The organism is Pseudomonas sp. Z003-0.4C(8344-21), assembly GCF_900104975.1.
Taxonomy (GTDB): domain Bacteria; phylum Pseudomonadota; class Gammaproteobacteria; order Pseudomonadales; family Pseudomonadaceae; genus Aquipseudomonas; species Aquipseudomonas granadensis.
On the sequence record NZ_LT629756.1, the window covers coordinates 2,724,714 to 2,749,045 of the forward strand.

The window sequence follows — 24,332 nt, forward strand, 5'->3', positions numbered from 1 at the left end:
ACACCGCCATCGCCAGCAGGCTGGCTCCCACATGGATTGCATTTCAAAAGTTGATCAGGAATTACCGATCAGGCTCTGCCTGCAATCGAGCAGCAGTTTCGCCCCGCCCAGGTCGCTGCTGCTCACGTGCAGGCTGAAGCCATGCAGGCTGACAATCGCTGCGACGATCGATAAGCCAAGGCCAAAACCGCTCTTCGGTTGCCCACCCTCGGCGCGATAAAACCGTTGGAACACCGCCTCGCGTTCCGCTTCGGGAATCCCCGGCCCCGAATCGTGCACTTCGATCTGCGTCTGCCCACCGGCATTCACCCCGCGCAACATGACCGTGCCGCCGGGCGGGGTGAACTTGATCGAATTGCTCAACAGATTCGCCAGTGCCTCGAACAGCAACGCCCGATCGCCATTGAGCGGCGGCAGGGTTTCCGGCATGTTCAGCTCGAAACGCAGCTCGCCTTCTTCGGCGAGTGGCAAGTAAAACTCATGCAGTTCTTCGAGCAATTGCACCGGGTCAAGTTGCACGAATCCTGAGCGGCGCTGACGATCTTCCAGTTCGGAAATCCGCAGCAAGCCGCGAAACCGCGCCATCAGCGTATCCGCTTCGGCCAGCACCAGGTCCAGTTGCGCCGCTTCCTGCGAGCCTTCGCCGGCCTGTTGCTGCATGCGATACAACTGCGCGCGCAGGCGGGTCAGCGGCGTACGCAAGTCATGGGCGATGTTGTCGCAGACGCCTTTGACTTCATTCATCAGCCGCTCGATGCGCTCCAGCATCGCGTTGACGATGGCCGCGAGCATGTCCAGCTCATCGCGGCGGTTGGACAGCGGCAAACGATGGGTCAGATCACCCGCGACGATTGCCTGGGCGCTGTCCTGAATCGCCCGAATCCGTCGCAACGGTCGGCGCCGCAGCAAATGCCATCCCGCGACACCCGGCAAGATGGTCAGCGATACGCCCCAGAACAACGCATGCAAAATGATCCGCGTCACTGCGAACAACGAGCCGTTGTCGCGCAGCAGCACCAGCCAGCGGCCATCGCGGGTTTGCGTGGCCACGGCGTCGCAGCTGTCACTCGGCAGGGTCGGATCGTCGGAATCGGCGCAGTCGGCGAGCATGTGGATCTTGCCATCCAGCGGCAGGCCTTCGGGGATCTGTTGCAGTGCGCCGCCGAGGTAAACGCCGTCGGCGCTGAACAGGCCGTAGGCGTCGATGCCACGAATATCGAAAGTCATGCTGGCGGCGAGAGCGTCTTCCAGTTGCTCTCCACGAAAGTGCGAAAACAGGTGCTGGCGTTGCATCAGCGAATGCTTGGCAAGGTTGTCGAGGTAGCCCGACACCTCGTAATACATGACCCCCATGAGGATCGCGCTCCAGGCCACGAAAAGCGAACTGTACAGCGCCAGCAGACGGCTGCTGGAAGAGCGCCAGCCGTCAGACGGGTTCGGCAATGACATAGCCGGAGCCCCGTACCGTGCGGATCAGCGGAACGTGGCCAGCGGCGTCGATTTTCTTGCGCAGGCGGCCGATGTGCACGTCGATCAGGTTGGTGCCGGGGTCGAAGTGATAGCCCCAGACCTCTTCGAAAATCATCATTCGCGAAAGAATCTGGCCGCTGTTGCGCATGAGGAATTCGAGCAGTTTGTACTCGGTCGGCAGCAGCGTCAGCACTTGGTCGGCACGGCGCGCTTCGTGGCTGATCAGATCCAGTTCGAGGTCGGCGACCTGCAGCGTCGTCGCTTGCGTGGCGACGCTTGTCTGGCGGCGCAACAGCACTTCGACCCGCGCGGCCATCTCGTCGGTGGCGAACGGCTTGGTCAGGTAATCGTCACCGCCGGCGCGCAAACCCCGCACCCGCTCATCAACGTCTGAGAGGGCGCTGATCATCAGAATCGGCGTCGCCACGCCCATGGTGCGCAGGGTGGTGACGATGGCCAGGCCGTCCAGCTCGGGCAACATGCGGTCAAGGGTTATCAGGTCGTAATTACCGCTCACGGCGCGGTCGAGGCCTTCGCGGCCATTGTCGACCCAGTCGACATCGAGCCCGTGGCTGCTGAGTTCGGCGACGATCTCCCGGGCGGTCACGGCGTCGTCTTCGATGGTCAAGATACGAGTCATAGGCAGGCCTGCTGATCGGTTCAAACGGAATGGCAGCATTTTGCCAAGAAATTTCCGTGACGCTTTAAATTAACTTTCATGTTCCTAAGGCCAGTGGGTCGGTAACTGGGGTGAGATAAACGAAACATTGATATCATCTGGCCATAATTTCTCACAGGAGTGGTGCCGTGCGTAAATTCATTTGCCCTGGCTGGATGCCGATGACCGGTTTGCTGCTGGTGCTATTTGGCGCTCCAGCGTTGGCCGCCAATACTCCATGTTCCGGGAAAAAGGGCGGGATCAATCGCTGCGACGGTGACCTGTTCCTGTGCAATGACGGCTCCATCAGTGGCTCGAAAAAGAGCTGTGCGGCAATGTTTGGCGAGCGTCAGCAGGCGCGTCTGCAGAATTTTCTGCAAAGCGACGATGGCTGCGCCTGTGGCACCGGTGCGTTTTGCACTGGCCCACGTGGCGGGGTGTATTGCCTCACGCCAAGCGGTAACAAGAGCTACAAACGCAAATAAACCCTTCTGCCAGTGCAGAAAACCCGCCTTTAACATGCGCTTGTTGCATTTTGCATGGTCTGAGGAAGTTCATCTTTTCTAACTGATTGAAAACGCTACGTTTATTTTGTTCTGACGACTGGCACGGTCGCTGCAATTGCTCCGTTGAGTACTTGTAACATCATTTTTCATGCCTGGAGCAGAACAACAATGAACAGATCTTCTGATGGAATTTATTCTGCCGTTGAAGAATCAAGCAGCGTATCAGGTGTGTCCTGGGGCGCGATCTTTGCGGGCGCTGCGGCGGCTGCGGCGTTGTCGATGATCCTGGTGTTGCTCGGCTTCGGTCTGGGTTTTTCCGCTGTTTCACCGTGGGCCGGTGAGGGCGTCAGCGCCAAGGGTCTGGGTATTTCGACGATTGTCTGGCTGGCGGTGACGCAGATCATCGCTTCCGGGATGGGCGGCTACATCGCCGGTCGCCTGCGAGTGAAGTGGGCGAACATGCACGGTGACGAGGTGTATTTCCGCGACACCGCGCACGGTTTTCTCGCCTGGTGTGTAGCTACGCTGGTCACCGCGATGCTGGTGGTCGGTTCGGTCAGCAGCGTCGTCAGCGGCGGTGTGCAGGCGGGTGCCAATGTCGTCGGCGGTGCTGCCGGTGCGATGAGTCAGGCGGCCAGTTCGGCTGCTGCCAACACTGACAGCGATCAGTACGGCTATTTCGTCGATAGCCTGTTCCGCGATGATCGTCCTGCCGCCGTCAGCGATGACGCCGCTCGCGGCACCGTGACCCGCATCTTCACTCAGAGCCTTGCCAACGGTCAGCTCAGCCCGGAAGACCGCACCTACCTCGCACAATTGGTCGCCCAGCGAACCAACCTGAGCCAGGCCGATGCTGAACGTCGTGTCGACGAGATCTACGCCAACACGCAGAAAGCCATCGCCGACGCCAAAACGAAAGCTCAGCAAGCCGCCGACACCGCCGCCAAAGTCGCTGCCTACACCTCGCTGTGGATGTTCGTCGCGCTGCTGGCCGGTGCGTTCTTCGCCAGCCTCGCCGCCACGTTCGGCGGTCGTCGTCGCGACGCAGTGGAATACGTCGAAGTCGACACCTACACCACGACCACTCCCGTCCGTTAAACAAGGAGCAAAACCATGCGCTCATTACTGCTGTTTTTTCTCGGCGTGCCTATTCCGATCATTATTCTGATCGCCCTGTTCGTGCACTGATCCCTCTGAGGCAGGATGCCTCGGCCGCTTTCATCTTCGGGTGAAAGCGGCTTTTTACTTTCTGCTGCCTGGCCTGCTCTGGATCAATATTTCCCTTCGCGATACCCCTTACCTTGAATGGATCCAATCTTTTTGCCGCGGTATCGACTACATTGTTTCCGCGCGCACTTTGTTGCGCTGACGGAGTACCGCACGTCCCCTGAACGTATTAAAAACGGGACGGCACGGTGTAGTGCAGCAAGGAGCTGGCGCAACACTCTTCTGAATTTTTCACGGACGAACACTGCAATGAACTGCCTAGAAAGATCCTTCGATATCCAGCCTTTGGTGCAGGCGGACATGACTGTGCACATCAACGGCCAGCCTGTCACCGCTGCCATCGGCGAAACCGTCCTCAGCGTCATTCAATCCCTCGGCTTGCGCCAGATTGCCCGCAACGATCACAACCAGATCAGCGGCGCCTACTGCGGCATGGGCGTGTGTCAGTGCTGCCTGGTACAGATCGATGGTCGGCATAAACGTCGCGCCTGCCAGACCGTGGTGCGCGACGGCATGCAGATTCAAACCCAGGTCAACCGCATCACCGCGCAGGAGGTCGTATGAGCCTGCAACCGGTGATTGTCGGCGGTGGCCCCGCCGGGATGGCCGCCGCCATCGAACTGGCCCGTCACGGCGTGCGCTGCACCTTGCTCGAAGAAGCGTCGCGCCTCGGCGGCGTGGTGTATCGCGGGCCGCTGCGTGACGGCGTGCAACTGGACTATCTGGGCCCACGTTACGCTGAGGCGCTGGGCAAGCTGCACGGCGAGTTTCAGGAACAGGTCGGACTGATCGACGTGCGTCTCAACCATCGCGTGGTCGGCGCCGAAGGCACTCGCGCGTTAGTAGTGCTCGATGGCGACGAGCAACTGCACGAGATCGAATACCCACAGTTGCTGTTATCGGCCGGTTGTCACGAGCGCAGCGTGCCGTTTCCCGGCTGGACGTTGCCGGGAGTGATCATGCTGGGCGGCCTGCAGTTGCAGATCAAAAGTGGCGTGGTCAAGCCGCAGGGGCCGGTCATCATTGCCGGCACGGGGCCGCTGTTGCCGCTGGTGGCGACGCAACTGCATGCGTCTGGCGTGCGCGTCGCGGGCGTGTATGAGGCCTGCGCATTCGGCAAGATCGCCCGGGAAAGTCTGGCGCTGCTGAACAAGCCGCAGCTGTTCCTCGATGGCTTGAGCATGCTCGCGTACCTGAAACTGCACGGCATCCCCATGCAATACGGCTGGGGCGTGGTCGAGGCGCATGGCGAGGGCGAACTGAAAAGCGTCAGCGTTGCGCCGTATTCGGCGACCTGGGAACCGGACCTGAGCCGCGTCGAGCGCTTCGAAGCGCAGACCCTTGCGGTCGGTTACGGCTTTATCCCGCGCACGCAATTAAGCCAGCAGATGGGCCTTGATCACGGTTTCAGTGACGACGGTTACCTGCGTGCCAACGCCGATATCTGGCAGCAAAGCAACGAACCGCACGTGCATCTGGCCGGCGACATGGGCGGCATTCGTGGCGGTGAAGCGGCGATGCTCGCCGGTCGGATCGCCGCCACATCGATCCTGCTGCAACGCGGCGTGCTCGAAGAAGAACTGGCGCGGGTGCGCCGCGACCGCTACTTGGGCAAACTCAAGGCCATCGTGCGCTTTCGTGCGGCGGTGGATCGCTACACCGCTCGCGGCGTCGGCCAGACCACGTTGCCTGCCGCCGACACGGTCATCTGCCGTTGCGAGAACGCCACCCGTGCCGACATCGATCGGGCGCTCGAGCAGGGCGTGCAAGACATCGCCAGCCTGAAAATGCGCACTCGTGTGAGCATGGGCGATTGCCAGGGGCGTATGTGCGTCGGCTACTGCAGCGATCGTCTGCGCCAGGCCACCGGTCGCAAGGATGTCGGCTGGCTGCGTCCGCGCTTCCCGATTGATCCGATTCCTTTTTCCGCATTTCAGTCTGTCGGCACGGAGGCCGCTGCCCATGAGTAAGTTCTACGACGTGGTCATTGCCGGTGGCGGCGTGATCGGGGCGTCCTGCGCCTATCAATTGTCCAAACGCAAAAACCTGAAGATTGCGCTGATCGACGCCAAGCGCCCCGGCAACGCCACCCGCGCGTCGGCCGGCGGATTGTGGGCGATCGGGGAGTCGGTCGGCCTCGGTTGCGGGGTGATTTTCTTTCGCATGATGTCGGCCAATCGCAAGCGCGAAACCCAGGGCGCGGCGGTGGCGGTGGATGCGAGTACGCCGCACATCCTGCCGGAATCGTTCTTCGATTTTGCCTTGCAGTCCAACGCGCTGTACCCGGCGTTGCACCGCGAGCTGAAAGATAATCACGGGATGGATTTCAAGTTCGAAAGGACCGGGCTGAAATTCGTCATTTATGACGACGAGGACCGGCTCTACGCCGAGCACATCGTCGGTTGCATTCCGCATCTGGCCGATCAGGTGCGCTGGCTCGATCAGGCTGCATTACGCGCCGCCGAACCGAGCGTCAGCCATGAGGCGCGCGGGGCGCTGGAGTTCCTCTGCGACCATCAGGTCAGCCCGTTCCGCCTTGCCGATGCCTACATGGAAGGCGCGCGGCAGAACGGCGTGGATATCTTCGTCAACACCAATGTCACCGGTGTGTTGCATCACGGCACGCGGGTGACCGGGGTGCAAACGAGCGAGGAGGGTGTGTTTCACTGCAAGACGCTGATCAACGCAGCGGGTGCCTGGGCGGCGGATCTGAGTGAATGGGCCACCGGGATTCGCATCCCGGTGAAACCGGTCAAAGGCCAAATACTGCTGACCGAACGCATGCCGAAGATCCTCAACGGCTGCCTGACCACCAGCGACTGCTACGTGGCGCAAAAGGACAACGGCGAAATCCTCATCGGCAGCACCACCGAAGACAAGGGTTTCGACGTCACCACCACCTACCCGGAAATCGCCGGGCTGGTGCAGGGCGCGGTGCGCTGCCTGCCGGAACTGGCCGATGTAAACCTCAAGCGCACCTGGGCCGGGCTGCGTCCGGGTTCGCCGGACGAACTGCCGATCCTCGGGCCGATGCGCGGCGTGGAGGGTTACCTGAATGCTTGCGGACACTTCCGCACCGGCATCCTCACCTCGGCGATCACCGGCGTATTGCTCGACAAATTGGTGAATGACGAGCCGTTGCCACTGGATATCGCACCGTTTCTGGCGGATCGGTTTGCAGTGACAGCGGTCGAAAAAGCGCCGGCGCTGGAACTGGCCTGACACCGATTCCCAAGGAGCGAGCCTGCTCGCGATAGCGGTCTGTCTGTTTCAGATGTGTTGTCTGAAACACCGTCATCGCCAGCAGGCTGGCTCCCACATTTGGTTCTGTGCAAAGCAGTCAGGTGTTGCGCGCTTGCTCTTCCAGCTGATCCGACTCGAACAGTTTGGCCAGTTCTGCCCGGGCTTCCTGAGCGGTTTGCAGGACTTTGGCCTCGTCGTCGTAGACCGCGTGCTGCGCCTCCAGCACCTGTTCGTCGTGGTGCTTGAAGCGCTTGATTCGCGCATCGGCCTGGGCTTGGGTCAGACCGAGCCCGACCAAGGTGCGCCGGCTCATTTCCAGGCTCGAATAATAGGTTTCCCGAATCGCTTCGGCGCCGACATCGATCAAGCGATGTACGTGCTGGCGGTTGCGTGCGCGGGCGATGATTTTCATGTGCGGATAAAGCTTGCGCACCACTTCGGCGGTCTTGATGTTGGTGTCCGGATCGTCGGTGGCAATCACAAAATATTCCGCCTCGCCGACCTTTGCTGCATGAAGGATTTCCGGGCGCATCGGGTCGCCATAAAACACCGGCACACCGCCGAAACTGCGCGACAGTTCGATGGTTTCCACCGACGTATCCAGGGCGACGAAATTGATATTTTGCGCGCGCAGAATCCGCGCGACGATCTGGCCCATCCGACCCATGCCGGCGATCACCACGCGCGGTGCTTCGGTATCGATTTCGCGGAATTTCTCCGGCACTTCCACCGGCTGCACTTTCGGGCTGACCAGCCGCGCGCAAAGCAACAGCAGCAACGGCGTCACCGCCATCGACAGGGTGATGGTCAGCACCAGCAGATCGTAGAGACGCGGCTCGAACAGGCCCTGATCGCGACCGATCTTGAACACCACGAAAGCGAACTCACCGCCGGCCGCCAAAACGATGCCGAGGCGAATCGCACTGATCTTGTTCAAGCCGCCAGCCAGCCGTCCAACCACAAACAGCAGCGGCAATTTCAGACCGATCAACAGCAGCGTCAGCCCCAGCACCGTAACCGGCGCACTGAGCAACAGACTCAGGTTGGCGCCCATGCCGACGCTGATGAAAAATAACCCGAGCAGCAGGCCTTTGAACGGTTCGATCTGCGCTTCCAGCTCATGCCGATACTCCGAATCCGCCAGCAGCAGGCCGGCGAGAAACGCGCCCAATGCCATCGACACACCGACCAGATCCATCAACCACGCGGTGCCGATCACCACCAGCAACGCCGTGGCCGTCGACACTTCCGGCAGACCGGTTTTCGCCACCACGCGAAACACCGGCCGCAACAGATAACGTCCACCGATCACTACCACCGCGATGCCGCCGAGCACCTGCAGACTGTGACGGATATCGTCGGCGGTACTGGTGTGGTGATCGACGCCGGCGAGCATCGGCACCAAGGCAATCAATGGGATCGCGGCGATGTCCTGGAACAACAGAATCGCAAACGCCAGCCGCCCGTGGGGGCTGGTCAGTTCCTTGCGCTCGGCCAGGCTCTGCAGGCCGAACGCGGTAGAGGAGAGTGCCAGGCCGAGACCCAGCACAATCGCGCTGTTCAGCGGTTGGCCAAACACCGACAACGCCAGCACGCCAATTACCGACGCGGTCAGCAACACCTGCGCCAGGCCGACGCCAAACACCGATTTGCGCATCACCCACAAGCGTCGCGGCGACAGCTCCAGACCAATGATGAACAGCAGCAACACCACGCCCAGTTCGGAAATATGCGCCACGCTCTGCGGGTTGCCGATCAGGCCGAGCACCGATGGGCCGATGATCACCCCGGCGAACAGATAACCGAGCACCGCGCCCAGTTGCAGACGCTTGGCCAAAGGCACGGTGAGCACCGCCGCGAACAAAAACACGACAGCGGCTTGCAACAGATTGCCTTCATGGGGCATGGGTCAACTCCTGACAACGGTACGGCGGAGGGCGACAAGGATAAGGGTTGCAGCAACTTTTCATCCACCAAAGATCCCTTGCAGGAGTGAGCCTGCTCGCGATAGCTGTGGGTCATTCGACATCATCGGTGACTGATTCACCGCTATCGCGAGCAGGCTCACTCCTACAGGGGGTTTGCTTCGTGGCTGTATTGTTTTGCATCAAATGGTTACATTTATAACCCCTGCGCATCAATTTCCGGAACCGCTATGGCCATCAACTTCGACCTCAACGACCTGCAAGCCTTTCGCGCGGTGGTCGAGCAAGGCAGTTTTCGCAAGGCCGCCGACACCGTGCGCCTGTCGCAACCGGCGCTGAGCCGGCGCATCGAAAAGCTCGAAGACGCGCTGGGTGTCAAACTCTTCGAGCGCACCACGCGCAAGGTCAGCCTGACCCAGGCCGGGCGCGGTTTCATGCCCAGTGTCGAACGCTTGCTCGATGATCTTGACGTGGCATTGCTGGGCATCAGCGAAGTGGCGTCGACGCGGCTGGGCCATGTCACCGTCGCTTGTGTGCCGTCGGCGGCGTACTACTTCATGCCACGGGTCATCGCGCGCTATCACCAGCAGTTCCCGCGGATCAAGGTCAAGGTGCTCGACTCCAGCGCGCACGATGTGTTGAGTGCAGTGGTCAATGGCGAGGCGGATTTCGGTTTGAGTTTTCTCGGCACGCAGGATGCCAAAGTCGACTTCGAACCGCTTGTGCAGGAGTGCTACGTTGTCGCCTGTCGCCGCGATCATCCGTTGGCGCAGCGCAGCAGCGTGACGTGGGACGAGTTCTATCAGCAGGACTACATCGGCCTGGACAAGACCTCCGGCAATCGTTTTCTGCTGGATCAGGCGTTGGGTGGGGTAGTGCCGCAGCGTCAGAGCATCTGCGAGACACGGCACGTGACGACGATGATCGGCCTGGTCGAGGCGGGGTTGGGTGTGGCGGCGGTGCCATTGATGGCGCTGCCGGGGCCGGATCATCCGATCCTGACACGGGTGCCGCTGACCGATCCGCAGGTGATGCGCAGCGTCGGCATCCTCAAGCGCCGGGGTCGTACGCTGACCCCGGCGGCACTGGAGCTGGAGCGGCTGGTGGTGGAAATGAAGGTCCAGCCGCCAACGATCAGCGCTTGACCGAATCCAGCCCGGTGGCCTGCACGTCAGCCTGGGCGGCAGGCGCGGCGAGGTAGGCGAGCAGGGCTTTGGCTTCTTCAGGATGCTCGGCCTTGACCGGAATGCCGGCAGCGAAACGGGTTACCGACTGCACCGATTCCGGGATCTTCGCGACGAAGCTCACGCCTGGCACCGGCAGCAATTCGCTGACCTGCTGGAAGCCCAATTGATAGTCACCGGTGGCAACCACCGAGCCCACCGGAATGCTGGCGATCATTTTGGACTTCGGCTTCAACTGGTCTTCGATGCCAAGTTTCTTGAACAGCTGTTGCTCGATGTATACGCCGCTGGCGCTGTCGGAGTACGCCACCGACTGCGCATCAAGCAGGGTTTTCTTCAAACCGTCGACGCTGCTGATGTCCGGTTTCGCCGCGCCTTCGCGCACCACCATGCCGATCCGCGAGTCCGCCAGTTCGACGCGCGAAGCCGGGTCGACCTTGCCTTGTTTGATCAACTCGTCGAGGGCGTAGCCGACCATGATCACCACGTCGGCGTGCTCGCCGCGCGCCAGACGATTTGGGATCGCCTCCGGCGCCTTGCCCATCGACGGGCCGAGGCTGGTGGTCAGCGTGTTACCGCTGGCGGCGGCGAATTTCGGCCCGAGGATTTTGTAGGCGGCGGTGAAACCACCGGACGTCATCACGCTCAGTTCTGCGGCGTGGGCGCTCAGGTTGAACGCCAGACCGGCGAGCAGGGCGGTGACAGTAAAGATTTTTTTCATGGCAGGTTTTCCTCAGGCCGCGACAGGTTGCAGACGACCACCGGCACGGCGGTACAGATAAAGGGTGGCGCACAACGCACACAGCGCACCGATGCTCATCCAGTAACCCGGCGCGGCTTTGTCGCCGGTGTACTGGATCAGGAAGGTCGACATCGCCGGGGTGAACCCGCCGAAGATCGCCGTGGCCAGGCTGTAGGCCAAGGAGAAACCGGCGACGCGCACTTCCACCGGCATGATCTCGGTGAGGGCCGGAATCATTGCGCCGTTGTACAGGCCATAGATGAACGACAGCCACAGCAGCGACAGCAGCATGTTGGTGAAGCTTGGCGACTGCACCAGAAACGACAGCGCCGGATAGGTCGTGGCCAGCGCCAGCAACGCCATCGCGATCAGCACCGGGCGACGGCCGATGCGATCGGACAGCGCGCCGCCAATCGGCAGCCAGAAGAAGTTCGAAACGCCGACCAGCAGCGTCACCAGCAGCGCGTCGGAAGTGCTCAGGTGCAGCACGGTTTTACCGAAAGTCGGCGCGTACACGGTGATCAGGTAAAACGCCGTGGTGGTCAGCGCGACCATCAACATGCCGCCCAGCACCACGCCCCAGTTCTGGCCGAGGGTGCGGAACACTTCGCCCATGCTCGGACGGTGTTTGCGCGCCGCGAACTCTTCGGTTTCCGCCAGGTTGCGGCGCAGGAAAAAGATGAACGGGACGATCATGCAACCGACGAAAAACGGAATGCGCCAGCCCCAATCGGCGATCGCCTGCGGCGCCATCCACTGGTTCAGGCCATAGCCAAGTGCGGCAGCGACGATGATCGCCACTTGCTGACTTGCCGATTGCCATGCGGTGAAGAAACCCTTGCGACCGGGCGTGGCGATTTCCGACAGGTAAACCGACACACCGCCCAGTTCCGCACCGGCCGAGAAGCCTTGCAGGAGCCGGCCGATCAATACCAGCGCCGGGGCGAACAGGCCGATGGTTTCGTATCCGGGCACCAGCACGATCAATATCGTGCCGCTGGCCATGATCGACAGGGTGACGATCAGGCCTTTGCGCCGGCCGACGTCGTCGATGTAGGCACCGAGCACGATGGCACCGAGCGGGCGCATGAGGAAGCCTGCGCCGAACACGGCGAAGGTCATCATCAGGGAGGCGAATTCACTGCTTGCCGGGAAGAATACCGCGGCGATCTGTGTGGCGTAGAAGCCGAACAGGAAGAAGTCGAACTGTTCGAGGAAGTTGCCCGAGGTGACTCGGAAAATGGCACCGGCGCGCGAGCCGCCGTGTGGGATTGAGGCTGTCATAGTAAAGGACTCCACCGCTTTTATGACGTGCGCTACGGGAGGGCGGCGCACGGTTTTTATTGAGGTGGATGGTGGCGCAGATGTAACAATCTGTTAATTGCATTGTTGGCATGGATTGATGTTCAGGGCAGATCAATGGGTTTTTTTCGGGTACATATCCATTGCGGCGGTAACGGCCGCTTAGGGTTCCGCCCTTACGGCGGGTCACCTTTTTCAAACGCGGTACGTGTCAAGGTCCCTTCGCTCAGCCTTCCGACGTCGCCGGTTAGGCAAGATCAAGATCAAGAGCACGCGAGCTAACGCTCATTGTTGAGTGGTTAGAAGCGGGTGGTTGGCTTTGGATTTGTGGTGGATTCGCCCCTCACCCCAGCCCTCTCCCGAGGGAGAGGGAGCCGATTTGTGGGCCGTTCAAACTTGTGTTCGACTCGGTATCTCACGTTGGCGTATCTCTCGCATCCGCCACGGTCAGTCCCCTCTCCCGTCGGGAGAGGGCTAGGGTGAGGGGCTCTTGATTTTGCTTTTGATCTTGAGCCGTCGGCAGTGCATCAAGAGCACCAGCAGGCAAGCTGACACTCGGATTTGTGGTTGCACCTGATCCATGTGGGAGCTTGCCTGCAAGCGATGACGGCCTTGCAGCCAACCAAACATCTTGCAGATGCACGCTCCCCTTACCGCCGCCCCCGGGCAAAAAAAGGAATGATTCCCGCCCCACGCAGTCGGAGTTCAGGTACTACCCAATTCAGGAGGTTCACCGATGAACAGCAAGACCCTTATCGCCAGTCTGGCGCTGGTTGCCGGCATTGCCGGGATCAGCCCCCTTGTTCAAGCGGCGCAAACCTCAAGCGATCCTTCCGTTCAATCGCCGACCAGCGATCGTCAGTTGAAGGTCAACGACCGCGCGCCGGAGATGTATCAGCGCAAGGACAAGGCGTTGCAGAACTGGAAGGCCAAAGGTCTGAAGGCGCCAATCGAACAGGCGCAGTGGGTGCAGATCAACGATAAATACGTGATGGTGATGATCACCAACGGCACGATTGTCGAGATGCAGCCGGTCGAGCGTTAAACACGGAATGCCGGGAGAGCGTTTACAGAAGCTCTCCCTTGTCCCACAGATGCACCAGTTCCCCCGGTGCCCGGTCCTCGGGCACTTTCAGCAACATTTCCCCTGACTTGTAACGCACTTCAATCTGATAGAAGCGCTGGTCCCCGCGTCCGGAGTCGCTGCTGTCCAAAGGCAGGCAGCCTTCGAGGACCGAGCAGATGCGTGAACGTTGGCTGATGTCGCATTGCGCGAATTCGATTTCGCGCGGGCGGCTCAGGCTGTGAATCGCGGCGACGCCACCCTGGCGAGAGACACGCAAAACGGAATCGTCACCTAAATCGGGTAGCGTTTTCATACAGCCTCCTCAGTTTATTCGACACCGACCTGTGCCCAGGCCTGCTGCACCGCTTCAACTTCCTTGGCGCCGAAGCGCTGGCCGGCGTGGTCGATGGTCAGTTTTGCGAACGCGTCGAACGTGGCGTCCTGGCTCAAGCGATCGTCGCACAGCGTGTCATACCAGATCCGTCCGGCCTTTTCCCAGGCGAAGCCGCCCAGTGCCCGAGCCGCCAGATAAAACGCGCGGTTGGGGATGCCGGAGTTGATGTGCACGCCGCCATTGTCTTCGCTGGTGATGACGAATTTGCGCATGTGCTCCGGTTGCGGGTCCTTGCCCAGCAAGGGGTCGTCGTACGCGGTGCCGGGGTGCGACATCGAGCGCAAGCCCTTGCCCTGGATTTTCGGCATCAGCAGGTCGGCGCCGATCAACCAGTCGGCCTGTTCGACCGTGTGACCGAGGATGTATTGCTTGGTGAGCACGCCGAACACGTCCGACAGCGATTCGTTCAGTGCCCCTGATTGATTGGCGTAAATCAAACCAGCCTCACTCTCGGTGACGCCGTGCGCCAGTTCGTGGGCGATTACGTCGAGGGAGCGGGTGAAGCGCTGGAAGATTTCGCCGTCGCCGTCACCGAAGACCATTTGCGCGCCATTCCAGAACGCGTTTTCGTAACCCTGGCCGTAATGCACGCTGCCGATCAGCGCAAAACCCTGATTGTCGATCGAGTCGCGCCCGAGCACTTTCCAGAAGAAATCATAGCTGGCGCCCAGCGCGTCGTAAGCTTCGTCGACCGCCGGATCTCCCGACGGTGGCTGGCCTTCGAGGCGTACCGCCATGCCCGGCAGGAGCATCTTGTTCTGCGCATCGTGCACGCTGCGCCGGGCCAGGCCCGGTTTGGTCGCCTGCGGCAACACCGCCCGCGCCGGGGGCTGCGAAGGTCGGCCGGGGTTGGGCAAAAGGCTGCGTACATGGTTGAGCGTCTGCATCGCCGCGTTGCGTTGCGGCTCCGAACCATGGGCAATGATTCGGTTGAGGATGTAAGGCGGGATAAAACTGCGCAGCAAACGAGAGTCGGTCATCAAAGCATCCTTGTCGTCATACGATGTCGATATCCATGTGAGCCGCGGCGCGAATTTCGGTTCCATCGATTGCCATCGACGCGCAATTCTGCGAAAAAACCGTCCGCGCCATCAGGGCCATTCTTAACGAGTCAACCACATGTCAGAAGAACTGCAAATCATCGACCTGCAACCGGGCGACGGCAAAGCCGCCGTCAAGGGCGCGCTGATCACCACCCAGTACACCGGCTGGCTGCCAGACGGCACCGAGTTCGACTCCTCCTGGAGCCGCGGCAAACCTTTTCAATGCGTGATCGGCACGGGGCGGGTGATCAAAGGCTGGGATCAGGGCCTGATGGGCATGCAGGTCGGTGGCAAACGCAAATTGCTGGTGCCGGCGCATCTGGGCTACGGCGAACGGACGATGGGCAAGATTCCGCCGAACTCGGATCTGGTGTTCGAGATCGAGTTGCTGGAGGTTTTGACGCGGGAGGATTGAGTTTCAGAAAAATTACGCTGGATGAAGCGGGTACTTCATCCAGGTGAGATATGGCTTGAGTCGGTCAGGTGAGCGCGTCGATATCATCGAGCGTGTCATCGACTATTCCTTCCAGAGAAGGATGTTCGTGCCTGACTGATTCGAGTGCAAGGAAAACTCTCTCAGTCTGCATTACCCCATGACGGCGAGCGATGTGGCCAATGGAGGTGACCGCAGCGGCGATAATCGCCTCGGAATTATGGGTCAGATATTCAAGGCAAATATTCTGAGCCCAGTTTCCGTCACTTTCATTCAGGCCAATTGATACGAGTGCAGCGATCACGTCCGCATCCGTGTCGCTGCCAAGAAGTCTTTTGGCGTCCGCGTGACTCATAGATGGATCTTGATAAATCAGACTCACTTGGTGCCCATCACCCGCAGGTGGATTTTGTACTTTGGGTATGTCTTTTCTGCGCACCATGAGCGTCCTTGTTCGTTTTACAAAACGAGGCGGACGCTATATCAAAGGGCGTTCAAAGGATGTAGGACGGGTCTGAGATTCGCGCGTCGTTACAAGTGTAAAAAAACAGGTGGCCTGTTTCCGAAAGGGCCGGCTCCCTCAGCCCCACTAAGGCGGATACCTTGTCTTCTCAATGCGACGACACAAACAGCGAAGGCGTACTCGGTGCCGGCAACGCATAGGTGCGTTTCATCCATGCCACTTCCGCCAGCGGGGTGCGGCCGAAAAAGCGTTTGAAGTCGCGGCTGAATTGCGAGGCGCTTTCGTAGCCGACCAGGAACGCTGAGCGGGCGGCGGTGAAGTCGTTACGCAGCATTAATAACCGCGCCTGATGCAAGCGCGTCGATTTGAGGTACTGCATCGGTGAGGTGTCGGTGACCTTGCGAAAGTGCAGATGAAAATTCGGCACGCTCATCTGCGCTTCTTCGGCGAGCGCTTCGACGTCGAGATGCTCGTGATAACAACTGTGGATTTTATGAATTGCACGGGTCACCTTGCCGAACTGTCCCTGCTGGGCAATGGCCGCGCGCAGCGTGCCGCCCTGGGCGCCGGTGAGGATGCGGTAGTAGAGCTCGCGCAACATCGCCGGGCCGAGGATTTGCGCGTCGTTGCGGTCGTTCATTATTTGCAGAAAGCGCAAGGTCGACTCGCGCAGCGCATCATCCATGGGCGAGGCGTACATGCCGCGAGGCACCGTAGCGTCGAAGCCGCGGACCTCATCGACTTGTTGAATCAGCTCGCCGGCGAGGGCGAAATCCAGACGTAGATACACCGCGAGCATCGGCTGATCCTCGCTGGCATCGGTCTCCATGGTGAACGGCACCGGCACTGAAACCACCAGATAATGCTGCGCGTCGTAGACGTAGATCTCGTCACCCAGATAGCCGCGTTTGCGCCCCTGACAGAGGATCACGATACCCGGCTCGTACAACACCGGCGTGCGCCTCAACGGACGGTTGGAACGCAGAAACCGCACGTCGTCGAGCACGCTCAGGTTGTAGCCCTCGAGCGGCGCCAGTTCGCTCATCAGTTGCACCATGCGCGCCGTCGTCAGGTCTTCGGATTTCGCCATTCACCGCACCTTTTTTCACGCGACTGCTCAGCCATCGGTAGAGCAACTGAGCGCCTGCCATTGCTCAATACTCTCCGCCGTGCGCTGCAACTTGTCACGAACCAGCGCGAGGGCGTCGCTGCCCAACAGCAGATGTGCGGGCGGAGCAGGGCTGGTGATCAGCGTCAGCATGGCCCGTGCGGCTTTGTGCGGATCGCCGAGCTGATGGCCGCTTTTCTCTTCGCGGGCCTTGCGCACCGGGTCGAAGCTGGCATCGTAGTCGCTGATGCTGCGCGGCGTGCGCTGCATCGAGCGGCCGGCCCAGTCGGTGCGAAAAGACCCCGGCGCCACTGCCGTGACAAAAATATTGAAGGGGGCGAGCTCTTTGCTCAAGGTGTCGGAAATGCCTTCCAGAGCAAATTTGCTGCCGCAGTAATAGGCGATGCCGGGCATGGTGATGTAGCCGCCCATGGAAGTGATGTTGACGATGTGCCCGGCGCGGCGCTGGCGGAAATACGGCACAAAAGCCTTGGTTACCGCCACTGCGCCAAACACATTCACATCGAACTGCCGGCGCATTTCCGCCAGCGGCGATTCCTCGAAAACCCCTTCGTGACCGTAACCGGCGTTGTTCACCAGCACATCCACCGGCCCGTAACGTTTTTCAACGGCGGCGACCACCGTATCAATCGCTTCGAAATCGGTCACGTCCAACACCACGCCATAGGCCCGTTCCGGCGCCAGCGCTTCGAACGTCGCTACGGCGGATTCTCTGCGTACGGTGCCAATCACCCGGTGGCCTGCGGCGAGTGCCTCCCTCGCCAGCGCCTGGCCGAAGCCGCTGCTGACACCGGTGATGAACAGGGTTTTTGCAGTCTTCATGTCGCACACTCCAGAATAGACAAGGTGCGATCATGCTAGGGCGAAGGAGGGCGGGGGACGATGCCGAATCGGATCTGTGTATTGCCTGTTCCTATCAGCAAGGTTTTGCGGCGGTGCCGGATTTACTGCGGCACATGTTCATCCGGCAGGCGTGACACTGACCGTCTGCGCAGGATGTCGTGATGTCAGCAAACCGATAAACGATATTGCCAGCGCCAGACCAATCGTCGTGCTCACTTCGGTGCGGTGTTCCGGGGTAATCATCATCACCGCCAGCGCGGCGCAGATGAACACAATCACCAGCCAGGTCAGCCACGGAAACAGCCACATGCGGAACGTCAACTCGACGTTCTGCCGACGCAACATCCGCCGCATGCGCAGTTGCGACACGGCGATTGCCAGGTACACCAGCAAGGCAATCGCGCCGGAGCTGGCCAGCAGAAATTCAAACAGCCCGGCCGGCATCACGTAGCTCCACACGGTGATCGCCGCGCCGAGCACGGTGCTGGCGATGACCGCCGCACGCGGCACACCTTCGGACGAGGTCACCTTCAACGCCTTCGGCGCATCGCCACGCCGACCCAGCGAATAGAGCATGCGCGAGGCGATGTAGATCGACGAGTTCATGCAGCTCGCCACCGCGATCAGCACAACCACATCGACCATGAATTTGGCATGCGGAATGTTCATGATTTCCAGCGCCCGCTGATAGGACCCGACCGAGGCCAGCAGCGGGTCATTCCACGGCACTACCGAAATCACCACGAAGATCGACAGCAGATAAAACACGCCGATGCGCCAGATCACCGAGCGTGTGGCCTTGGCAATGTTCTGCGCCGGGTTATTCGATTCGGCTGCGGCGATGGTCACCGCTTCGGTGCCGATGAAACTGAACATGATGGTAATGAACGCACCGACCACGGCCGACAAACCGTTCGGCGCAAACCCGCCGTGCGCCGCCATCAGGCCACTCAAACCGCTGACTTCACGGTCGGGAATCCAGCCCATCAACACCGCAAAACCAACGCCGATAAAGCCGATGATCGCCACCACCTTGGCCATGGCAAACCAGAACTCGAACTCGCCGTATTTCGACACGCTGAACAGATTGGTCACCACCAGCGCAATGATCGAGCCCAAAGCGAACAACCAGGCATCGACCTGCGGAAACCACTGATGCAACACATGCCCGGCCGCCAACGCTTCGATCGGAATCACCAGCACCCAGAACCACCAGTACAGCCAGCCAATCGTAAACCCGGCCCAGCGCCCGATGGCCTGATCGGCATAGGTGGAAAACGAACCGGTGTCCGGATTGGCCACCGCCATCTCGCCGAGCATGCGCATGACCAGCACCACCAGCAGTCCGGAAAACAGATAAGCCAGCAACACCGCCGGCCCGGCCGCCGCAATGGCATGCCCGGAACCAACAAACAAACCGGCGCCGATGATCCCGGCGATGGACAGCATCGTCACATGACGAGGCTTGAAGCCCTGCGCCAAGTGGCCAGTCGAATCCTTGGAGGTGGGGCTGATCATTGTTTTCTTGTTCTCTGCTGATCGACGTTCAAGCGAATGAAAAGGGCCGAGCGATTACCGCTGATGTTGGCTGAACAGCTCTAAATGGCCCCTCTCGAACGTCGCAGTGCTTATCGAATCCGCCTCGATGGACGGGAGTTTTGCGCAAAAGCTGCGTCACCTTACCCGGCTTGTACGCGAAACCAGATGCCTGATCACGCCACGGTTGTGTCTGTTATCGACATTGGGGTGGGGGATTGTTTGAAGTGAGAACTGGTTGGTCATGGGGTGGCAAAGTGTGTTTATGAAGGGCGAGGGGTCGCCGTAAATAGATCTGGCGATCGCAACATTCATGGATTCAAAGCAGATCAATCAGGTCGGCGACCCTCCCGAATCTCCCCCTCACCCTAGCCCTCTCCCTCCGGGAGAGGGCTAGGGTGAGGGCAGCCATTTCAGCACCCGCCACAACTTCCGAATCGCCACCGTCCCGATGTGCCCTCATCGACAATACCCGACCACAAACAGGCGAGGGCAAACCATCGAGCAAAGTGCTAAACGCAAAATCCAGCATTCGTTTAAAAGCGAAAAACCCACACCACCCAAACCCTACAACGCCTTGCGCCGTTACCTACGACTACGCCAGAATCCGCCGGCTTGTGCGTCTAGGGCGCGGGTTCTATCGTTTGGCGGTCACTGAAAAAGCAGTGATCGGGTTTGGTAGCCCGTCATAACTAGTCGCATCGCGAACCGTTCGCAGACCTCATCAGGTCTCTGCTCAATGGTGGCCATGCGCAGGACACCTTCGGGTGTGCCGGGTCCTAGTTACCGGTCTACCAACCCGCGTATGGCCGCCACCTTCGTTTGGTAGCGAATGTGAAGGCTCCTTTTTCTCAACTAGGAGTTTCACCATGTTCAAAGTCACGCCCAACCCACCCGAAACCGACCCCGCATCCCCTTACGAGTCCCCCGATTCCAAGCGCTTCCACCAAGCCGCCGAACGCGCCCTCGACCATTACCTCAAACCCGCCAGTCAGATCATGGCCAGCGTCAACGAACCCGAACGCATGTACCTCGCCAACCCGAAATTCGACAGCGAATCCCTGCTCGCCAACGCCAGCGAAACCCTCGGCTCGGCCAGCGAAATGCTGGTCAACTTCGCCGCCATGCTCGACCCCCAACACCGCAAAACCGCACTGGGCATCGCCCAGGTCGTGATGCTCGGCGAGCTCGCGGTCAATCAGGCACTCGACAACGTCGAAGTCACCACTTGACCGCAACAACGACGAGGGGAAACCCTCGTCGAAACATCGAATCAAACCGCGCTGGCACACCGCCATGCCTTGCGCCGCCAAGCCCCGACTGTCACGCTTCGCGCCGTTCTCAAGGATCAGGACCAAGGAAACAAGGATGAGTGGCTACGTACCCAACCCCCCGAAAAACTACCGCTACGAACAAGCCAAACCCGTCGACCTCCACGCCCAGCACTGGGCGGAATACGAAAAACACGGCAAAGAACCAGCGCCCGAGCCTGAGAAGGTTGGGATAGCGCTGCGGATTGGAGTTTTTTTTGATGGGACGGGGAATAATGCGAATAACACAGCGGCTGGTTTGCTGTGTGGGGCGCAGCATCCGATTGCGCCGGAGGATATTTCGGCGAGCTGTCAGCCCTACATGAAGGATCCGGATAGCAGTTATGGTGCTGGTGCGACGAACATAAAAAAACTCGCAGACCTGTATCACGAAGCTCCGGTTGCTGAGGGCGAGGGCTCGTTAAAAAAAGTCTCTCGACCTTTGTATATCGAAGGAATTGGCACTCAATCCAACGAGCAAGATAGTTTGTTCGGTCAAGGTACGGGGCGAGGGGAAACCGGTGTAGCGGGGCGAGTACAGACGTCCTTCACTTTTATCAAACAAGTCATTGAAGATACCCTTCAAGAAAATCCAGATGCGGAAATTACATCTATAACCTTTGATACCTTTGGCTTCAGCCGCGGCGCAGCGGCGGCTCGTCATTTTTCAAATGAAATAGTGAGAGGTAAGCAAGGTCCGTTACGAGAGCTGTTAACCATTTACTCTAGTAATTTCAGCCGTACATTTGTTGATCAGTACGGTGGCAGTATCAACATGGGTTTTATCGGGCTGTTCGATACAGTGCCGTCAATTGCTGGCCTAACTAACTTCGGTATGGTGAAAAGCCCAATCGCGCCAGGCATAAAACTCTATCTTGACCCTCGTTTTTTCAAGGATGTCGTCCATTTAGTTGCTCGCGATGAACGCCGGGCTAATTTTGCCCTCAGTAGTGTGAAACCTGACTTTCCGGAATACGAATTTCCTGGTGTCCACTCAGATATCGGTGGGAGCTATCTCGATGAAATCGAGGAGTGCGTTGTGGTGAGTCCCATGCAAAAACTTGATGTCTGGAGCAACACTGATGTAAGAACTACCTCGATCTATAAGGATGCTGCACTGGTAAAAAGTCAGTGGATAGCCAAAGGATGGCCTGCGGACCTGCTGGAAATCGTAACTCCCACCGCGCTTGCTTTGCCGCCCGATCCACAAGATCGGTTCGGTCCCAAACAGAAACGCGTGTACGCTGGCCTACTACTCAGGCGTCCAGTCAGTGGCAAGCTCTCAAATATTTATTTGAGATTGATGTATCAAATGGCCAAAGAAAGAGGTGTTCCCTTCACCGATATTCCCGGGCGAGCCGAATATGCCATTCCACAAGAGTTGCAATCGATCTGCGACAGGTTCATTGCGGGTGACAACAGCACTACCGCAGAAGAAGAGCTATTGCTGAAGCTTAAGTACATCCATACTTCTGCCAACTGGAACCATCCACAAGGACGACGGGACGGTAGCGGCTTGAAAGTTGTTTACATTAACGCTCCAACCGACGACGGCATTCGTGTGCATCACCCTCACGTACCTGATTGGAAGCTTTGGTAATGAGAGTACTAGTAGCGATATTGGGCGTTTTGGCTTTCACCGGCTGTCACGCAACGAGTTCTAACTCAGGTGAAGCCGATCCTAAGTACCCTTGGTGGGAGCTCGCCTTCGTCAAACCCAATTTCATGAATGTGTGGGTTGAGGACAGCTCTGTGGAAGATATAGAAGGTAAAACCTTCCAGCGAGCGGGAGGTGGGAACGCCAGCGGAGCAGAACCAAATGATGAAGAAGAATCTGCCCGCGGTTGGATAGGTGTTGGAGGTACAGGCAAACCCGTTATCGGGGCGGGTTTGCCCAAGCGGATTTTTGTCCGCTGGCAATCGATACCTGAACAAAAAACCTATCGGGCTTGGGTGGATATTCCCGAGGAGGCCAGACAAGTGATGGTGAGGTCTACTCACCAACGGTGCCCGGAAACACCAGAGAAGACAGCACGGTTCATGGCGTCTGTCTATTTGGGGCTCGCGCCGGGGGGCGTGGTTCAAGTGTGGGTCAGAGACCTATGTCGGCGCCCAGTAAAGGTAGCGCGCGCCCAAGCCGAATTGGAACCGCTGGGACCAGACTTGGGAAAGAATGGAGGTCAGTACGCTTACCCTATAAGTGAAAAGGCAAAGCGCTACATCGAAAAATACGGCATTCCTTATGGAAGTTGGTAAGCCAAAACGATGAAGAAGCTTGTTATCGCTTTGTGCGCGCTTTTCGTCTGCGGTTGCCAGTCCACTGATCCGCTTTCAGCCAAAAATGATCCTAAATCCGAATGGTGGGAGCTGGCTTTTACAGAGCCTGACTATATGAAGGTGTGGGTGGAAGACAGCTCCGTACACGACATCACAGGTAAGGTTTTTTTCAAAACCGGAGCAGGTACGGCCGCCGGGGGAGAGCCTGACGATGGATCAGAGTCTGCGCGTGGCTGGACTGGCGTAGGTGGTAGCGGCAGAAAAGTCATCGGGGCCGATCTGCCCATGCGTATTTACGTTCGCTGGCAATCGATCGTTGAACAGAAAACCTGGCAAGCGTGGGTGGATATTCCGGAAGAAGCCAGGCGAATAATGGTGGCGTCCACAAATCAACGTTGCGCGGAGAAGCCCGACAGGACCGCAAGCTACATTGCTTCAGTTTATCTAGGTCTTGCTCCAGGCGGCGTGGTGCAAGTTTGGGTTAGAGATTCCTGCCACCATCCAGTCAAGGTCGCGAGAGGGCAAGGCGAAATCGATCCGTTGGGTCCGGAACGGGGCAAGAACGGCGGTCGTTATGCCTATCCAGAGAGTGACAAGGCAAAGCGGTATATCGAAAAATACGGGATCCCATACGGGAGTTGGTAGTGGTGTCAGGCGCCGAACTGCACGCCCTTTTAACCAAGCTATTTTCAGTCTCGCTGTGCGCACTGTTGATAGTTGGTTGTCATGCCCAGCCGCTCTCGGCCAAACACGACCCCAAATCCCCCTGGTGGGAACTCGGATTTACCGAGCCCAACTACATGAAGGTTTGGGTTGAAGATACTGCCGTAGAAGATATCAAGGGCAAGACGTTTCTGCGCACGGGCGGCGGATCCGCGTCGGGCGGGCAACCAGAAGATGGAACAGAGTCGGCGCGAGGTTGGCACGGTGTGGGCAGCTCAGCGAAAGCAGTGGTGGGGGCTGATCTCCCGAAACGGATTTTTGTTCGCTGGCAATCCATCGTAGAACCTCAGACTTACCGCGCTTGGATAGACATACCTGAGGAAGCAAGACAACTGATGCTGACGTCGGTCAACCAACGATGCGATAAAACTCCAGATCAGACGGCTACTTATATATCTTCGGTCTACTTGGGATTGGCTCCCGGAGGTGTCGTACAAGTGTGGGTTAGAGACTCCTGGCATCATCCAATCAAAGTGGCCAAAGCTCAGGCAGAAATCGAGCCAATGGGGCCGAGTCAGGGTAAAACCCATGGGCGTTACGCGTATCCCGTCAGCGAGAAGTCCAAGCGATATATCGAGAAATTTGGCATTCCGTACGGGAGTTGGTAGGCGTCAGCAATCTGCAGGCTTGCTGCGCTTGCATTGCCTGTACCTTGAGCCATCACTTTCGACGCCCGTGGCTTCTCCGTTTGTTGAGTGGCTGCTTACGGCCAAATGCGGTCGTTCAGCGTCTACGAAAACGAGCAGCGGTTCACTTGCAGGATTGGCCGGAGCGCCTAAGCTGGATAGGCCAATCGCCACCACGCAATTGAGGCTTGGGCTAGGCCGCCATCCGCGCGGTCACGACCCTCGAATTTTA

The 24,332-nt window shown here is 59.1% G+C and carries 24 protein-coding genes; 13 read left to right on the forward strand and 11 right to left on the reverse strand.

The features are described from left to right. Positions 1–54: 54 nt before the first annotated feature. Together BLU24_RS12665 and BLU24_RS12670 are read right to left on the reverse strand one after the other, a co-directional pair. Positions 55–1,449, reverse strand: coding sequence for a sensor histidine kinase (locus BLU24_RS12665; protein WP_093100676.1), 1,395 nt, complete (start codon positions 1,447–1,449; stop codon positions 55–57). Then, positions 1,427–2,110, reverse strand: a complete 684-nt coding sequence (locus BLU24_RS12670; RefSeq protein ID WP_090284268.1) for a response regulator transcription factor — start codon at positions 2,108–2,110, stop codon at positions 1,427–1,429. Before BLU24_RS12670 ends, BLU24_RS12665 begins: the two co-directional genes overlap by 23 nt. Before the next feature lie 194 nt (positions 2,111–2,304). Here BLU24_RS12670 and BLU24_RS12675 point away from each other — a divergent pair, with 194 nt between their 5' ends. From BLU24_RS12675 to hcnC, 5 genes are all read left to right on the forward strand, one after another. Beyond that, positions 2,305–2,613 (forward strand): hypothetical protein, encoded by a 309-nt coding sequence (locus tag BLU24_RS12675; protein ID WP_442965783.1) that lies wholly within the window; start codon positions 2,305–2,307, stop codon positions 2,611–2,613. Positions 2,614–2,802: 189 nt separating this feature from the next. Next, positions 2,803–3,732: a hypothetical protein gene (locus BLU24_RS12680; RefSeq protein WP_093100678.1), complete on the forward strand. Its 930-nt coding sequence runs from the start codon at positions 2,803–2,805 to the stop codon at positions 3,730–3,732. 378 nt (positions 3,733–4,110) lie between these two features. Next, entirely contained in the window at positions 4,111–4,425 is a 315-nt protein-coding gene (hcnA, locus tag BLU24_RS12685) for a cyanide-forming glycine dehydrogenase subunit HcnA (RefSeq protein ID WP_093100681.1), read from the forward strand. After that, complete coding sequence (hcnB, locus tag BLU24_RS12690; RefSeq protein ID WP_093100684.1) at positions 4,422–5,831, forward strand: cyanide-forming glycine dehydrogenase subunit HcnB; 1,410 nt, start codon at positions 4,422–4,424, stop codon at positions 5,829–5,831. The genes hcnA and hcnB overlap by 4 nt, the downstream gene beginning before the upstream one ends. Beyond that, positions 5,824–7,083, forward strand: coding sequence for a cyanide-forming glycine dehydrogenase subunit HcnC (gene hcnC / locus BLU24_RS12695; RefSeq protein ID WP_090284260.1), 1,260 nt, complete (start codon positions 5,824–5,826; stop codon positions 7,081–7,083). The genes hcnB and hcnC overlap by 8 nt, the downstream gene beginning before the upstream one ends. Positions 7,084–7,201: 118 nt before the next feature. On the opposite strand, the gene BLU24_RS12700 is transcribed toward hcnC, so the two are convergent. Next, positions 7,202–9,010, reverse strand: coding sequence for a monovalent cation:proton antiporter-2 (CPA2) family protein (locus BLU24_RS12700; RefSeq protein ID WP_093100686.1), 1,809 nt, complete (start codon positions 9,008–9,010; stop codon positions 7,202–7,204). A 249-nt stretch (positions 9,011–9,259) separates the two neighbouring features. On the opposite strand from BLU24_RS12700, the gene BLU24_RS12705 reads away from it, so the two are divergent. Beyond that, positions 9,260–10,174 carry a LysR family transcriptional regulator gene (locus BLU24_RS12705; protein WP_090284255.1) on the forward strand — a complete coding sequence of 305 codons (915 nt, stop codon included), beginning with the start codon at positions 9,260–9,262 and terminating at the stop codon, positions 10,172–10,174. Here the strand turns inward: BLU24_RS12705 and BLU24_RS12710 are convergent. Together BLU24_RS12710 and BLU24_RS12715 are read right to left on the reverse strand one after the other, a co-directional pair. Continuing rightward, on the reverse strand, positions 10,164–10,934 hold the full coding sequence (locus BLU24_RS12710; protein WP_093100689.1) for a substrate-binding domain-containing protein: 771 nt from the start codon (positions 10,932–10,934) through the stop codon (positions 10,164–10,166). The two genes, BLU24_RS12705 and BLU24_RS12710, sit on opposite strands and share 11 nt — an antisense overlap. A gap of 12 nt (positions 10,935–10,946) precedes the next feature. Next, on the reverse strand, positions 10,947–12,239 hold the full coding sequence (locus BLU24_RS12715) for an MFS transporter (protein WP_093100693.1): 1,293 nt from the start codon (positions 12,237–12,239) through the stop codon (positions 10,947–10,949). Between the two features lie 754 nt (positions 12,240–12,993). Here BLU24_RS12715 and BLU24_RS12720 point away from each other — a divergent pair. Further along, positions 12,994–13,302: an RcnB family protein gene (locus BLU24_RS12720; RefSeq protein ID WP_090284252.1), complete on the forward strand. Its 309-nt coding sequence runs from the start codon at positions 12,994–12,996 to the stop codon at positions 13,300–13,302. Between the two features lie 22 nt (positions 13,303–13,324). On the opposite strand, the gene BLU24_RS12725 is transcribed toward BLU24_RS12720, so the two are convergent. After that, positions 13,325–13,636, reverse strand: coding sequence for a protealysin inhibitor emfourin (locus BLU24_RS12725; RefSeq protein ID WP_093100696.1), 312 nt, complete (start codon positions 13,634–13,636; stop codon positions 13,325–13,327). A gap of 14 nt (positions 13,637–13,650) precedes the next feature. After that, entirely contained in the window at positions 13,651–14,697 is a 1,047-nt protein-coding gene (locus BLU24_RS12730; RefSeq protein WP_093100698.1) for a M4 family metallopeptidase, read from the reverse strand. Positions 14,698–14,836: 139 nt separating this feature from the next. Here BLU24_RS12730 and BLU24_RS12735 point away from each other — a divergent pair, with 139 nt between their 5' ends. Next, on the forward strand, positions 14,837–15,175 hold the full coding sequence (locus BLU24_RS12735) for an FKBP-type peptidyl-prolyl cis-trans isomerase (protein WP_093100701.1): 339 nt from the start codon (positions 14,837–14,839) through the stop codon (positions 15,173–15,175). Positions 15,176–15,239: 64 nt separating this feature from the next. On the opposite strand, the gene BLU24_RS12740 is transcribed toward BLU24_RS12735, so the two are convergent. The 4 genes from BLU24_RS12740 to BLU24_RS12755 form a co-directional block, all read right to left on the reverse strand. Then, positions 15,240–15,635, reverse strand: coding sequence for a hypothetical protein (locus tag BLU24_RS12740; RefSeq protein WP_231990207.1), 396 nt, complete (start codon positions 15,633–15,635; stop codon positions 15,240–15,242). Positions 15,636–15,804: 169 nt separating this feature from the next. Next, positions 15,805–16,746, reverse strand: a complete 942-nt coding sequence (locus BLU24_RS12745) for an AraC family transcriptional regulator (RefSeq protein WP_093100703.1) — start codon at positions 16,744–16,746, stop codon at positions 15,805–15,807. Between the two features lie 27 nt (positions 16,747–16,773). Then, positions 16,774–17,607, reverse strand: a complete 834-nt coding sequence (locus tag BLU24_RS12750) for an oxidoreductase (protein ID WP_093100706.1) — start codon at positions 17,605–17,607, stop codon at positions 16,774–16,776. A gap of 138 nt (positions 17,608–17,745) precedes the next feature. Then, a complete protein-coding gene (locus tag BLU24_RS12755; protein WP_093100708.1) occupies positions 17,746–19,146 on the reverse strand; it encodes an amino acid permease in 1,401 nt (466 codons plus the stop codon). 887 nt (positions 19,147–20,033) lie between these two features. On the opposite strand from BLU24_RS12755, the gene BLU24_RS12760 reads away from it, so the two are divergent. From BLU24_RS12760 to BLU24_RS12780, 5 genes are all read left to right on the forward strand, one after another. Beyond that, complete coding sequence (locus tag BLU24_RS12760; RefSeq protein ID WP_093100711.1) at positions 20,034–20,396, forward strand: DUF6124 family protein; 363 nt, start codon at positions 20,034–20,036, stop codon at positions 20,394–20,396. A 136-nt stretch (positions 20,397–20,532) separates the two neighbouring features. After that, on the forward strand, positions 20,533–22,074 hold the full coding sequence (locus BLU24_RS12765) for a phospholipase effector Tle1 domain-containing protein (RefSeq protein ID WP_093100714.1): 1,542 nt from the start codon (positions 20,533–20,535) through the stop codon (positions 22,072–22,074). Further along, entirely contained in the window at positions 22,074–22,730 is a 657-nt protein-coding gene (locus BLU24_RS12770) for a DUF2931 family protein (RefSeq protein WP_090284236.1), read from the forward strand. Before BLU24_RS12765 ends, BLU24_RS12770 begins: the two co-directional genes overlap by 1 nt. Positions 22,731–22,739: 9 nt before the next feature. After that, complete coding sequence (locus tag BLU24_RS12775) at positions 22,740–23,396, forward strand: DUF2931 family protein (protein WP_090284234.1); 657 nt, start codon at positions 22,740–22,742, stop codon at positions 23,394–23,396. Positions 23,397–23,413: 17 nt separating this feature from the next. Further along, positions 23,414–24,082: a DUF2931 family protein gene (locus BLU24_RS12780; RefSeq protein ID WP_093106636.1), complete on the forward strand. Its 669-nt coding sequence runs from the start codon at positions 23,414–23,416 to the stop codon at positions 24,080–24,082. Positions 24,083–24,332 lie beyond the last annotated feature (250 nt).

Excerpts from the sequence above, each read along its gene's own strand:
- hcnB (WP_093100684.1), top strand. The coding sequence starts at position 4,422 with ATGAGCCTGCAACCGGTGATTGTCGGCGGTGGCCCCGCCGGGATGGCC.
- BLU24_RS12680 (WP_093100678.1), top strand. The coding sequence starts at position 2,803 with ATGAACAGATCTTCTGATGGAATTTATTCTGCCGTTGAAGAATCAAGC.
- BLU24_RS12705 (WP_090284255.1), top strand. The coding sequence starts at position 9,260 with ATGGCCATCAACTTCGACCTCAACGACCTGCAAGCCTTTCGCGCGGTG.
- BLU24_RS12770 (WP_090284236.1), top strand. The coding sequence starts at position 22,074 with ATGAGAGTACTAGTAGCGATATTGGGCGTTTTGGCTTTCACCGGCTGT.
- BLU24_RS12750 (WP_093100706.1), bottom strand. The coding sequence starts at position 17,607 with ATGAAGACTGCAAAAACCCTGTTCATCACCGGTGTCAGCAGCGGCTTC.
- BLU24_RS12720 (WP_090284252.1), top strand. The coding sequence starts at position 12,994 with ATGAACAGCAAGACCCTTATCGCCAGTCTGGCGCTGGTTGCCGGCATT.
- BLU24_RS12715 (WP_093100693.1), bottom strand. The coding sequence starts at position 12,239 with ATGACAGCCTCAATCCCACACGGCGGCTCGCGCGCCGGTGCCATTTTC.
- BLU24_RS12745 (WP_093100703.1), bottom strand. The coding sequence starts at position 16,746 with ATGGCGAAATCCGAAGACCTGACGACGGCGCGCATGGTGCAACTGATG.
- BLU24_RS12665 (WP_093100676.1), bottom strand. The coding sequence starts at position 1,449 with ATGTCATTGCCGAACCCGTCTGACGGCTGGCGCTCTTCCAGCAGCCGT.
- BLU24_RS12675 (WP_442965783.1), top strand. The coding sequence starts at position 2,305 with ATGCCGATGACCGGTTTGCTGCTGGTGCTATTTGGCGCTCCAGCGTTG.
- hcnC (WP_090284260.1), top strand. The coding sequence starts at position 5,824 with ATGAGTAAGTTCTACGACGTGGTCATTGCCGGTGGCGGCGTGATCGGG.
- BLU24_RS12730 (WP_093100698.1), bottom strand. The coding sequence starts at position 14,697 with ATGACCGACTCTCGTTTGCTGCGCAGTTTTATCCCGCCTTACATCCTC.
- BLU24_RS12760 (WP_093100711.1), top strand. The coding sequence starts at position 20,034 with ATGTTCAAAGTCACGCCCAACCCACCCGAAACCGACCCCGCATCCCCT.
- BLU24_RS12765 (WP_093100714.1), top strand. The coding sequence starts at position 20,533 with ATGAGTGGCTACGTACCCAACCCCCCGAAAAACTACCGCTACGAACAA.
- BLU24_RS12725 (WP_093100696.1), bottom strand. The coding sequence starts at position 13,636 with ATGAAAACGCTACCCGATTTAGGTGACGATTCCGTTTTGCGTGTCTCT.
- BLU24_RS12735 (WP_093100701.1), top strand. The coding sequence starts at position 14,837 with ATGTCAGAAGAACTGCAAATCATCGACCTGCAACCGGGCGACGGCAAA.
- BLU24_RS12740 (WP_231990207.1), bottom strand. The coding sequence starts at position 15,635 with ATGGTGCGCAGAAAAGACATACCCAAAGTACAAAATCCACCTGCGGGT.
- hcnA (WP_093100681.1), top strand. The coding sequence starts at position 4,111 with ATGAACTGCCTAGAAAGATCCTTCGATATCCAGCCTTTGGTGCAGGCG.
- BLU24_RS12670 (WP_090284268.1), bottom strand. The coding sequence starts at position 2,110 with ATGACTCGTATCTTGACCATCGAAGACGACGCCGTGACCGCCCGGGAG.
- BLU24_RS12700 (WP_093100686.1), bottom strand. The coding sequence starts at position 9,010 with ATGCCCCATGAAGGCAATCTGTTGCAAGCCGCTGTCGTGTTTTTGTTC.
- BLU24_RS12710 (WP_093100689.1), bottom strand. The coding sequence starts at position 10,934 with ATGAAAAAAATCTTTACTGTCACCGCCCTGCTCGCCGGTCTGGCGTTC.
- BLU24_RS12755 (WP_093100708.1), bottom strand. The coding sequence starts at position 19,146 with ATGATCAGCCCCACCTCCAAGGATTCGACTGGCCACTTGGCGCAGGGC.
- BLU24_RS12775 (WP_090284234.1), top strand. The coding sequence starts at position 22,740 with ATGAAGAAGCTTGTTATCGCTTTGTGCGCGCTTTTCGTCTGCGGTTGC.